Origin of the sequence: Snodgrassella sp. W8135, assembly GCF_016101225.1 — a bacterium.
Classification (GTDB): Bacteria; Pseudomonadota; Gammaproteobacteria; order Burkholderiales; family Neisseriaceae; genus Snodgrassella; species Snodgrassella alvi.
The window spans coordinates 1-12,111 of record NZ_JACFQX010000001.1; the positions used below are offsets into that span (position 1 = coordinate 1).

A 12,111-nucleotide genomic window follows, 5' to 3' on the forward strand; every position below is an offset into this window, starting at 1 on the left:
GATAAAGCTGGCTGGCATTAACTGCATCAGTAGAACCGTCTTCCACCAGACCGGCAGCCACATTAGTAATCTTCTGCGCCTGATTAGTACCATGGCTGGCATCATAGGCACCAGACCCATCGGCATTGTTTTTCCATTGCAGTGCATCAGACTGCAAAGCAGAAACATTGCTGTTCAGTGTGCTGATATTACTATTAACATTGCTCATATCACCGACTTTGCTTACAGCAGTAGACAACGAGCTTAAACCAGTGGTTGTAACACTGGCCAGATTTTTCATCTGTGCCACATTCACCGCATCGGTATCGTTTGTACCTGCTGCCAGACCGGTTAACTGACGGGTTATTCCGCTGCCTGCATTACCAATAGCAACAGCACCTGCGGTGCTGGTCCAGGTCGGATTATTCGCAGCAGAATTTGTACCAGTAGGGTCAAAGCCGGTTTTTCCTTTCTCAATATCGGCAACTGATCCGCTGCCCAGAGCGACACCTGTGTCTACAATAGTCGTAGCATTGGTACCTATTGCAATACCACTGGCATTGCTAACGCTGACAGAATTACCAATAGCAATTGCATCAGTAGCATTGGCACCTGTACTTGTGTTATTACCAATAATTAAGCCACGATCGGCATTAACCGTGTTATCATTGCCCAGAATCAGGCCACGAGTGGCCGTGACGGTATTATCATTACCAAAAACCAAATCTTTGGCTGAACTAACAGTATTATCATTACCAAAAACCAAATCTTTGGCTGAACTAACAGTATTGTTATTACCAACAATACGGATATTATTTACGCCTTCAGTTGTACCGCTAATGGTATTTTTATTACCGAAAACACCAGAATCATCAACAGCAATTGTGCCGTTTTCGTTACCAAGAGAATAAGTGTTGTTACCGGTAATATTGGTTGGGTTGCTCTGGGCTGCAATTATTTCACCATCCTTGAAAATGGCATTGCTTTGTACACCGCCGATTGCCCCGGATTTACGCCCGCTGACCTGATTACCCGCGCCAATACTGATACTCTGATCGCCAACTGCCTGTGCTGCATTACCGACTGCCACACTGCTGTTACCGGATGCAGTTGCACCGGCACCCAAAGCAACCGCTGCATCTTTATTTGCAGCACTGCTTAAACCAACTGCTACGCTGCCGGTACCATTTGAAGAAGCCATAGAGCCCAGAGCCACACTGGAAATACCAGTTGCCTGAGAGCTTATACCAAAGGCAATTGATGCAGCGCCGGAAGCCAGAGATGCTACGCCGAAAGCCATTGCTCCGCCCGCAGTTGCAGTTGCGTTAGCTCCGAATGCAGTGGAATAATTCCCGGTAGCGTAAGAACCGCAGCCATAGGCAAAAGAATAAATACCATAAGCTACAGGCATTGCATTGTTATCACCGCCGGTAGGGGCGGCCTGATAACCGGTTCCGCCATCGGTCTTACCTTCATCACTCCATGCTTCTGCTTTGTTAGAAGTTACGCTTCCGTATGGATGACTGGTTCCAAACGCAGTATTTCTAATGAAACGTAAGTATTCATCTTTTGCTGTAATGCCGTCTGAAACGGTTCTGCGACCATTAACTCTGTCTGCACCACAATGGTCGTCATCACCCGAGAATACCATGCTACCATGGCCGCCATATTGATAGCCGCCACCAGGCCAAACTGTACCGCTGTTATTGCCGCCGACAATTGCCGCATTAGCTGCATATACTGGAGCAATTGCCTGCCATTCTAAAATCAGCGCTGTGATTGTTACACTGACAATTTTTTTCAGCCCTAGCTTATTAATAATTTTTTTAACTATTGATTGTTCACAAACAGTATTTGATTTGGTTTTACTATTCGCCAGCTCTGATGCGGCTACCCATGTTTGGGTATTTTCATTCCAGACATTCCGATAAACCTTGTTCATAGGTTTTTCTCCTGATTGATTAAAGTTACAAAACCAACAATCCAACCCCCTGTACTACAATTTGAATCTGCTTACCCGGCTTTAAAATATCTGCTTATCTTGACGGCTGTATCAGCAGATAGCCGACTCAGGAAATAATCTTCCGGAATAAACAATGACAAAGGTTTACCCAGCGTTAAATCCAATTAATGAAAAAGATTACGCTTGAAAAATAAAAGCTTATAAATTCTTAATTATTAATTATTAATATTTTCAGAATAGATAAATGATTAACTTAATCTTGTAACTTTTTAATACAAAGGTATGAGCAAACTGAATAATTAATATTAAATATATAGAATTAACATGAAAAAATATAAATGTACTTATTTATAATTAACTTTAAATGTAAGAATTTAATGTAAAAATTAAAATAAAGAATAAAAATAAAGAATAAAAATGAGAGAGAAACAGTGAACAATGCCATTTTATGGCTGTGAATGATAGAAAAAGAAATATTTGATATATGCAAATTATTTAAAACGTATATTATTGCAGTGTGTCGATTACAGGAGAAATCAAAAAAGATAAAAAATAATTTGGATTTAAGAAAATTTAAATCCAAATCAGCAGAGATAAGAAAGTAAGACGAACAAATTAGCCGGCTAAATCATAAATTTTCATATCTCATTTCTTATCTGGCTCTAAAAAATAGTAAACAAATTGATCATCAATTTTATAACCTGACTTTTCATACAGAGCTCTGGCTTTGAAGTTATCGTTTGATGTGCATAATGAGATGCCGTTATATGCAGAATTATTAGTGAAGTTTCTTAGTTTTCCATTAATTGGGTGACAACACCGCATCTTCTGTGGCTTTTTATAATATATAAATCATTCAAAATGATAGTGGGTGATATAACTAAAGAAGAATATGAAAAATATAACTGTATAAAACCATATGCTGTTTAATTATCGTAGGCTAGAAAAATGATTGAATCATTGTTTATCAATCTTTCTTTAATGAATTATTTTGATTCAGAATGACAATCCTTAATACCATAAAATTCTCGATATTCAGAGAAAAGTTATGATATATCATTAAGTTCGTTTAATGTTCCATGTAGTATATTAAATGAGGTATCCATACGTTTATCAATATCATAATGCTATTTAGATAATCAGCATTATGATATTAAACCGCTCCGTTTGGTTCAATATCTTATATGTAATAGCATAAATTAATATTATAAAAGTGTAACTTTTCAGATTTCTTTAGAACGAGTTTTAATTCTGGCGGGAGAAATCTATTAAATCTGTACACTGCAAATCAAAATTAATATATATATATATTAGAATGAATCAACTGGTTTAGTTTTTTTGACTGAATTAATTCTATTATAGATTGTCTTTTATCTTTAAAGAAAATTAGTTTTCAGGGTGATAAATAAAAGTGAATGGTATAAAACATCAATAAAAAATATATTAGAGGTGGAATTATGAATAGTGTATTTTCTGCCAAGGTATCAGCATTGCAGATTTTTTTATCCAGGATATGATAACTAACAAAAGAGTGATTACCTTTTGCTGATCTTTGTTCTTTTAAAAAAATAAGTTTCTAATAAACCCAATACATCATTAATCAGCATAATACCGGTAATAATTAACAGAGCACCGAGGAAAAAAGCATAGTCAGGTAATTCAGACAGAATCAGCCAGCCCATCAGCATGGCAAATATTGGCTCAGCTAATTCAGTTACCTGAACCTGAGCAGCGGATAAATAACCAAGTGCTTTGGTAGTACAGTAAAATCCCAGAATAGTAGGTAAAATGGCCAAAGCTATCAGCCCTGTGACGGTTTGCCAGTGAAAATCAAAAGGGTTTTGCCGGAAGGTTGCTAAATAGGGTATAGCCAGATAGATCAGACCAAACAATAATAAAAATCTGGTCAGATAAATACCACCATGTAAACTGAATTTCTTAACCAATACACTAAACAGCCCGTAACCGGCTCCTGCGGCACTGGCAAATATCAATAATAATAATGAGGCCTGCCCAGACCATGAAATAACGCTAATGCCGGCGATTGCAACAGCAACACCGGAAACGGCTGATATTTTAATTTTTTCATTTAATAATAAGCAGCCGGAAACTAATGCAGCTATCGTAGCTGAAGCCATGAGTATCACGACTACATTCGCCGCACTGCCATGCCCGTAAGCGATTGTTTCAAAGAAAAACAAAGTAAATATTCCAAACAGAGCACACAGACCAATATGCATCCAGATTTTTATATTATTATCTGATACAGGGGCAACTATCTGAATTTGCCGGGCAAATGGAGTACGTATCAAGAGTAGTGAAACAAAAACCAAAGCCAGAAATGTTTTATAAAACGCTATTTCATAAGGATTCAATCCACTGGCCATCAGTAATTTACTGATAATACCTATAGAACCATTTAGTGCGGCTGCTGATAGTGCAAATAAAATTCCGGCTAAGGCTTTAGGCATTATGAACTTTCTCCGATAAATCTTTCCACATGGCAGATTTCGAATATGCTGACTAAACTCGGAATCAGGTTCCGATCATTCATTCAAACATGTAGCTATCTGACACGATAATTAAATAATCATATGCTAAAGCCAATATTCTATACTGTTTAACAAGTCTGTTTTTATAGTTTTAAGAATTCTTGATTGCCCGTCCCATCTCTCGGTTTCTGAATTTGTATTTACTGAATAGAAGTCTGAGCAAAAATATTTTTACTGGTTTTAATCTGGTTTTTATTTCAATTATGTCAAAGCAATATATTTATCATCGCCGGTGCTGATTATTTTTATAACATTTGATAATGCAACCGACCACTTAAATGATTGTTTTATTCTGTAACGGTTTAATGGTTATTTGAAGATTAATTCTGTATCAGCAAGGAACAGGCTTAGTTCACTTTAGACATAAAAGCCGGCTGTTGTCTTATCTGGTTGATGAATAATTATAATAATTAATTTTATATAATAAATTATTATTGTTTTATTTTAATTTTTTATTTTTAAATTTACATTTACATGATATTGTATGCCTGGTTTTTATATTTTTATAAAAAGGTACTAAACATGAACACTGTAAGGCTTGAAACACATTCCCGATTAAACCGTTATTGCAAATTAATGTCTCAGTTAACCCTGATTCCTATATTCTGTATCGGTATCGGCATGATATCTCCTTTATTATTTTATTTTTTTGATATTCATAATATCGGACTGAATTCCGGGGGATATTCATTTTTTATTACCCATAGTATGGGTGATGGTAATGCTGATATTGATATATCCAAACTTTCTTTATGGCAGGCAGTTTCTGCTACCTTAATTGATACCATAATCATTGCGATTCTGGCTTATGGTTTCGTTCAGCTCAGATTGCTGTTTCTAAGCTACAGTAAAGCAGATTATTTTTCTGTGAAATCAGCAAATTACTGTTATGCATTTGGTAAAGCTTTGGTGATTTGGGAAGTTTTACAATTGCTCTCAGAGCCTCTGCTATCGTTTATCTTAACGCTTAATAATCATTTTCCGGATCGGTATATTTCGATATCATTTGAAAGTAGTGATTTAATTCTGTTATTCCCTTCTATCAGTATTATGATTATCGGTCAGATACTAAAAAAAGCATGCCAGATTGCAGAAGAAAATAAGCAGTTTATTTAACAGGAGTTTAATGTGCCGATTAGAATAAATTTAGATGTTATGCTTGCTAAACGGAAAGTGAAATCAAAAGAGCTGGCTGCTGCTATTGGTATTACCGAGCAAAACCTGTCTTTGCTTAAACAGGGAAAAGTAAAAGGCATCAGGCTGGCTACGCTGGAGGCAATCTGTCAGTATCTGGATTGCCAGCCGGCTGATATATTGGAATATATTAAAGATAATCACTCGGAAACGACATTATAACCTTTATCATGTCGTTTCATTAGCGCATTGTCATATTTTACTCATAAGAAAAACTAAAATAAAAATCGTATTTTATCTGTTTTCTTTAAAGCGAATCAGACGCCCAGTGTTGCTCCGCCATCTACAACAATTTCCTGCATAGTGATCTGTGCTGCTTCTTCAGAGAGCAGGAAAGAAACGGTATTGGCGATATCTGCCGGCTGAGCCAGTTTTCTGAGAGGAATGCCAAGACGATATTGTGTTAAGTCACCATCCACTATACCAGCCGGTGGTTCGTTGTCGGTCCATAATTGTTGTTGCATCGCTGTGAGGGTAGAGCCCGGTGAAACGATATTAACCCGGACATACGGGGCAACTTCCAGCGCAAGATTGCGGCAGAAATGACTGAGTGCTGCTTTGGTGGTGGCATATAAACCCATCTCAGTGCGCGCCATGCGTGCACTGTTAGAGCTGACGGTAACAATACAGCCTTGTCGCTGCTGCCGGAAATGTGCGGCTAAATGCTGGCTGATGAATATGGGCGCCAGCAGATTAACATTCAGGCTGGTTTGCCATTGTGCCTCAGTGGCACTCAGCAATGGTGTAAGAATTAATACTCCGGCCACATTAACCAGACCGGTTATATTGTATTGATTAATCAGTGTATTGAGTAATATACGGGTTTCTTCGAAAGCAGTGATATCCTGACTAATGCTTGTCCAGTAAGTCTGATACTGGGCTTCAATCATCTGTTGTACCGGCCAGCTCGGCGAATAGGGCTGTTTATCGATTCCGATAACATGATAGTGCTGTTCGAGCAGTTTAATAACAATCGCAGCCCCTATACCCTGGGCTGCACCGGTAACGATAATGGCTTGCTGCATGGTTGTTTCTCCAGATAATGTTACTGTTGCTGAAATACATTGAGCATAGTTTGCATTTTGGCTTCGGTTTCAAACCATTCTGCTGCTGCGTCTGAGCCTGCAACGATGCCTGCTCCGGCATACAGGCGGATAATATTGTGATTCAGTAAGCCGTTGCGGATAGTAACGACCCATTCTCCGTTCCCGCTGGCATCCATCCAGCCATTCAGTCCGCTGTAGTAATGACGGTTATAGCCTTCATGATTGAGAATAAAGTCTCTGGCGATATCCGTTGGTGTGCCGCAAACGGCCGGTGTGGGATGCAGATGAAGTGCCAGATTAAGTGCATCGGGCGCATCGGCTTTCAGTTGCCCCTGAAAGACTGATGACAGATGAAACATAGTTGATGTAGTTAAAATTTCGGGTATTTCTGATGCCTGATACGCTGAGCAATAGCTGCTGAGCTTATGCCGGATATTATCGATAACCAGCTGATGTTCATGCCTGTCTTTGACCGACTGATAAAGTTCTGTCTGAGTCTGGTTGTTGTGTTCCGGAATGGCCGGGCGCGGTCGGGAGCCGGCCAGCGGGTTACTGTGTACCTGTTGCTGCTGGCGCGATAGCAGTAATTCCGGGCTGGCACCAAAAATATACTGGTCTTCTTCTACAGGAATCATAAATTTATAGGCATCAGGATTTTGCCGGATAAGGATATTCAGTAAATCCTCCGGGCTGTACTGCCGGGCAAATTCAAATTCTGTTGCCTGCGACAGCACAATTTTTTGCATCTGTTTATCCGCCATAGCGCTTAAAGCCGTTTGAACACTGTGTTCGAATGCCTGACGCTCTACCAATGTTTTTTTGCGGATAACGGAGTTTGCTGTTTTGCCTGCTGAAGCAGTATTGTGCTCAAAGTGAGCTGGTGAAGTTTGATTAAATTCACTGTAAAAATTTAAGGTGCCGTTCTTTCTGGTATCAAATGGAATAGCAGCAATAAGAATGGGATTGGCATATCCCTGTGCTTTGATGTGATTAAAACAGTCGGCAATCTGCTGATTGCAGGATTCGGACTGATTAACCGGCATGTGTATTTTGTGGATAAGATGTCTGGCACTGATGTGATGCTGTCTGGTTGCAAAACAGGCAAACTGATCCTGAGATTGAATAGGAGAGCGGGAAACAGCGCTTGATTCTGTAATCGTCATTTTATTACCTGTAGACAGATGCGGGTTGTATGTAATGAAAAGTCTAGATAAATCAGGCTATGTAAGTTTGTTGATATTAATGCAAATAGTAATCATTATCAATAATTATAATAAAAATACAGAAAATTTTTCTGTTTTGGGCAAAATTCAGCCACAAGCTGTTTCAGATATATGCAATGGTTATTATTTTTTCTTTTGTGCAATGGAAACAAACTTCTGCTGTTTGCGGATTTGCATGGGTAAGCGGTGAATCAATCAGGAAATTCAGGTATGAATGACGATACGACTGGAAAGCTATATCAGTAAAATTAATCAGTTTCTGATATTGATGAAACCATGCTTTGATAATGCTTTCTTTAGCTGAAAAAAGCAGCAGCGCCATCAGCGGCAGGTCAGTACTGTGTTCGGTTATATAGCGTAATTCGGCCGCCCGGAGAAACAGGGTCAGAGTGGATTTATGCTCATTCATAATACTCTGGTGCTGCCGGTATTCAATATCGATACCCAGATAGCGGTGTGTCGGCTGTTTTTTCTGTACGCAGGCAATAGCCAGACATTGGCGCTGATTGCTGGTGTGGCTCAGACTTCCCTGTAAGGATTCTGGAAAAAGCGGCTGTCCCCGTGAGCCTGTTTTCAGATTAAAGTTGCTGTAACCATACTGTAATAAGGCATATTTTGCCGCCAGCCGGCCGGCTATAAATTCTGTCTGGCGTTTGTGCCGGCTTTGTCTGATGTTGTCCGGCAGAAAGATGTTATGTATCTGACCAATTTTATGCAAAACCGCTGTGTCGGCTAATGGCATGCATATCTGGTGAATGGTGTTATCGCCGATGCTGATTGTGTGATGACTGAATAATGCAGGCGAATCATTCACCGGCAATAGCAATTTTCTGCTGCCGGCAGAAGTGTCTTTCCGGCAGTCTGTTCTGCTCGGGTCTGATATAAATGACATGCATAGCCTGTATTTTAAGATATGGCGCTAATCAGTAGTATTTGCCTGAATCATATCTGGTGTTTATGTAATATCCGGCGATAAATCCAGAGTCAGGGTAGGCTGCCACGGAGCCGCACTGCGATGCGACACAAAAATCAGGGTACGGGACTGGCTGAGTATAGTATCAATCAGTTGTTGTTCCGTGCTTTCATCCAGTGCTGATGTGGCTTCATCCAGAATCAGTATCGGCGCATGCTTGATAAGAGCACGGGCAATGGCTACGCGCTGCTGTTCGCCGCCGGATAGGGCAGAGCCCTGCTGGCCGACATGTTGGTGAATGCCTTCATCCGTCCGGTCGATAACTGTTCCCAGCATACATTGTCTGGCAATAGCTTCGATTTCGGCGTCACTGGCATCAAAACGGCCGATGCAGATATTGTCTGCCAGAGTGCCGGTAAAAATAATCGGGTTCTGAGCCACATAAGCCATATTGTCTGTCAGTGTCTGATAAGACAGTTGAGGCAGTGGAATGCCGTCTAATCTGATTTCACCCATAGCCGGATCATCAAAGCGCAGACATAGTTGCAGCAAGGTACTTTTGCCACTGCCGCTAACGCCGGCGACGTGTAAGCGTGCACCTTCGGGGATATCCTGATTAATGGTTGTCGAGCCGGTGATACAGTTCAGATTATGCAAAGATAACTGTGCATGCTTCGGGGTGCGCGTTTCTTCTGCTTCAGGTAGTACCGGAGGATGGGTAAGTTGCTGAAAGTGGCGCAGTGAGCTGATTAAGTCATTGATGCTCAGACCGGCAGTAGCCAGTGCACTTAATGGTGCGCCGGCGCGCCCCATCAGTAATAATACAGCCAGTATCAGGTATTCATCGTTCTGAGCGGACAAAATACAATAAACCGCCATACCTGCCATGGGCAGCACATTAGCTAAAGTAGCTATCAGCGTTGCACTGGCTGCACTACAGTTAATTTTGCTTAGCAGGTTTTCCTGAGTGCTCCAGCGCTGCTGGATAGTATCCAGCGCATGAGCCGATCCTGCGGCTGTACGCAGCAGAGTAAGGTGTTCAACCAGTTCAATGGTTGCCGTGGTGCTGTCCAGTTCGGTCTGATGGCGTTGTGCATCAGTTTTATTTAAAGCATATTGTGCCCATACTTGTAATAGTAAGGACAGCAATATCATCGCCAGTGCAGCTAACATGATGCCTGTACCGGCAACAAAGGCCAGCCCGATACAGATAAACAGGGGCAGACAGGGCGCATGTAAAAAGGTCTGCAACTGATGCGCCGGAATGCTCATGAAATTCGGAATTTCCTGTCCGGCAGTTTTACTGATAACCGCACGGCGCTGGTCATTAAACCAGGATAATTTAGCGCTGGACAGAGAACGTCCCAGTGCGGCAAATAAATCTCCGGCCAGACGTACGCCGGTAAGAAAGCCGTTACGGGTAACCAGTACTGTAATCACTATGGCTATAGCAGCACTAATCACTACCCACAGTGGCGACTGCTGATTTACTATAGCCAGAGCCAGTATGGTGTAAGCACATGCTTCCAGTACGGCAACCAGTATCCAGCCGATGCTGACAGCAATCAGGCGGGGTCTGGTGGCGGCTGGTATGGTTTCAAAAAGGGAGTGTTTGTTGCCGGCTGCTGTATTCATGCCTCGCTCCTTAATGCTTCCAGTACCAGTTTTGCATCGGCTTTATCGGCCAGAGCCGGCTGGTGAGTAACAATGATAATGGTTTTATGCGCAGTATGAGCCAGTTCCTGCAAGGCCTGAAATATTTCCCGGGCATTCTGATCATCCAGCGCACTGGTAGGCTCATCCATTAAGATAATTTTTGCCTGAGTGAGAAAAGCCCGTGCAATGCAGATACGCTGCTTTTCTCCGCCGGACAGGGTACGGGCAGGTGTTGATAAATCCAGATTCAGATTGGCTCTGGCCAGAGCCTGCTGCATGACTTCATCACTGGCATCAGGAGCAGTTAAGGCCAGATTGGCACGAATCGTATTGTCTAAAACATCATATCCTTGCGGAATAAACAGAATCAGCCGGTGTCGGATGTCGTCATGTAATGCAGACAGATCGGTCTTACCCAGTTGAACAGTTCCGGATGTCAATGGTATGTATCCGGCTAATGCATTGAGTAAAGTAGTTTTACCTGTTCCGCTGGGACCGGTAATAGCGGTAATGGCACCGGCGGGAAATGTGAAGCTGAGTTTGCGTAAAACCGGCTGTTCTTCCTGAGAAAAAACTGCATCATGCATAGATAATACTGCCGGCTCCGACAGATGATTTATGGTTCCGGCCGGTAATAAGGGCTGATGTAAAAATTCGGTCAGACGTTTGGCAGCAGCGCGTCCGGCTCTGATGTAATCAATACCATGCCCGAGACGTAATGCCGGTGTCACAATGGCCAGACTGAATAACAGAGTGGCAGCCAGAGTAGTGGTGTCCTGTGTATAACTGACCCAGTAGCCAATGGCAAATGTCGCTACTGCCTGTAACATAGCAGTGGCTATGGCTGCCGGTGTGGCCGCCTTGGCTACCCAGTGCACCATATTACGGGTAAATTTTTCAGTTGCTTCTGTATAGGCAGTTAATGCGCTGGAATGCTGCCCGTAAATACGATAAACCGGAATCCCGCGTACATATTCATCGGCCTTATTAATAATATCCAGCATTACCTGCATGCGTGCGGTACCGTCACGCCGGGTCATGCGCGGTATGATGATGAGATAATAAACCGAAGCAATCAGTCCGGGTAATAATACCCATATTGCCGATATGCCGATAAAATAAATAAGGATGCCGATGGATAAAAGCGGAATAACCGTAAATACGGCAATCTCACCGGGTAAATGCGCCAGCATATGATGCAAACTGGCAACATCATCGGTTAGCAGCTGTTTAAGTGTCTGCTCATTCTGTTTAGCCAGTATATTGGACGGCAAGCGGATTAAATGCTGTGCCACTGTCCGGCGTAAAGCCGCCGCAAAGCGGCTTTCTGCCTGATGTGCCAGCCATGAGGACAAGGCCGTAAACAAAGCGGCCAGCAGCCAGCTGACCAGTGCATAATTCAGCCAGCGCCAGCTCATGTTATCGATAAATTTAATGATAAACCACAGCCCTGCCAGCATAGCGATACCGGCAATTACGGCGGCAAGTGTACCGCTTATCAGCCCGGGCAGGGCTACCCGCCACTGATGTGCCAGAGCGGGCGGTATGCTCTTGCCGGATAGATTTAAGTCAGTCATGTTTTATG

9 protein-coding genes are annotated in these 12,111 nt (G+C 42.1%); 2 read left to right on the forward strand and 7 right to left on the reverse strand.

Annotated elements, in window-relative coordinates:
* On the reverse strand, window positions 1–1,921 hold a 1,921-nt coding region (locus H3T75_RS00005; protein ID WP_255517917.1), incomplete at its 3' end, for an ESPR-type extended signal peptide-containing protein.
* A gap of 1,556 nt (window positions 1,922–3,477) precedes the next feature.
* Window positions 3,478–4,413 carry a DMT family transporter gene (locus H3T75_RS00010; RefSeq protein WP_198210701.1) on the reverse strand — a complete coding sequence of 312 codons (936 nt, stop codon included), beginning with the start codon at window positions 4,411–4,413 and terminating at the stop codon, window positions 3,478–3,480.
* A gap of 603 nt (window positions 4,414–5,016) precedes the next feature.
* On the opposite strand from H3T75_RS00010, the gene H3T75_RS00015 reads away from it, so the two are divergent.
* Both H3T75_RS00015 and H3T75_RS00020 read left to right on the forward strand, forming a co-directional pair.
* Entirely contained in the window at window positions 5,017–5,610 is a 594-nt protein-coding gene (locus tag H3T75_RS00015; RefSeq protein WP_198210702.1) for a DUF2975 domain-containing protein, read from the forward strand.
* A 39-nt stretch (window positions 5,611–5,649) separates the two neighbouring features.
* Window positions 5,650–5,850: a helix-turn-helix transcriptional regulator gene (locus tag H3T75_RS00020; protein ID WP_180214759.1), complete on the forward strand. Its 201-nt coding sequence runs from the start codon at window positions 5,650–5,652 to the stop codon at window positions 5,848–5,850.
* A gap of 95 nt (window positions 5,851–5,945) precedes the next feature.
* On the opposite strand, the gene H3T75_RS00025 is transcribed toward H3T75_RS00020, so the two are convergent.
* The 5 genes from H3T75_RS00025 to H3T75_RS00045 form a co-directional block, all read right to left on the reverse strand.
* Complete coding sequence (locus H3T75_RS00025) at window positions 5,946–6,713, reverse strand: SDR family oxidoreductase (RefSeq protein WP_174830691.1); 768 nt, start codon at window positions 6,711–6,713, stop codon at window positions 5,946–5,948.
* Window positions 6,714–6,733: 20 nt separating this feature from the next.
* A complete protein-coding gene (locus H3T75_RS00030; protein WP_198210703.1) occupies window positions 6,734–7,897 on the reverse strand; it encodes an isochorismate synthase MenF in 1,164 nt (387 codons plus the stop codon).
* 163 nt (window positions 7,898–8,060) lie between these two features.
* Complete coding sequence (locus H3T75_RS00035) at window positions 8,061–8,849, reverse strand: 4'-phosphopantetheinyl transferase (RefSeq protein WP_198210704.1); 789 nt, start codon at window positions 8,847–8,849, stop codon at window positions 8,061–8,063.
* A 63-nt stretch (window positions 8,850–8,912) separates the two neighbouring features.
* Complete coding sequence (locus tag H3T75_RS00040; protein ID WP_198210705.1) at window positions 8,913–10,505, reverse strand: ABC transporter ATP-binding protein; 1,593 nt, start codon at window positions 10,503–10,505, stop codon at window positions 8,913–8,915.
* Window positions 10,502–12,103 (reverse strand): ABC transporter ATP-binding protein, encoded by a 1,602-nt coding sequence (locus tag H3T75_RS00045; protein WP_198210706.1) that lies wholly within the window; start codon window positions 12,101–12,103, stop codon window positions 10,502–10,504. Before H3T75_RS00045 ends, H3T75_RS00040 begins: the two co-directional genes overlap by 4 nt.
* Window positions 12,104–12,111 lie beyond the last annotated feature (8 nt).

What these genes read in the sequence shown, in the direction of transcription:
- H3T75_RS00040 (WP_198210705.1), bottom strand. Translation starts at nt 10,505, where the DNA reads ATGAATACAGCAGCCGGCAACAAACACTCCCTTTTTGAAACCATACCA.
- H3T75_RS00015 (WP_198210702.1), top strand. Translation starts at nt 5,017, where the DNA reads ATGAACACTGTAAGGCTTGAAACACATTCCCGATTAAACCGTTATTGC.
- H3T75_RS00030 (WP_198210703.1), bottom strand. Translation starts at nt 7,897, where the DNA reads ATGACGATTACAGAATCAAGCGCTGTTTCCCGCTCTCCTATTCAATCT.
- H3T75_RS00010 (WP_198210701.1), bottom strand. Translation starts at nt 4,413, where the DNA reads ATGCCTAAAGCCTTAGCCGGAATTTTATTTGCACTATCAGCAGCCGCA.
- H3T75_RS00035 (WP_198210704.1), bottom strand. Translation starts at nt 8,849, where the DNA reads ATGTCATTTATATCAGACCCGAGCAGAACAGACTGCCGGAAAGACACT.
- H3T75_RS00045 (WP_198210706.1), bottom strand. Translation starts at nt 12,103, where the DNA reads ATGACTGACTTAAATCTATCCGGCAAGAGCATACCGCCCGCTCTGGCA.
- H3T75_RS00020 (WP_180214759.1), top strand. Translation starts at nt 5,650, where the DNA reads ATGCTTGCTAAACGGAAAGTGAAATCAAAAGAGCTGGCTGCTGCTATT.
- H3T75_RS00025 (WP_174830691.1), bottom strand. Translation starts at nt 6,713, where the DNA reads ATGCAGCAAGCCATTATCGTTACCGGTGCAGCCCAGGGTATAGGGGCT.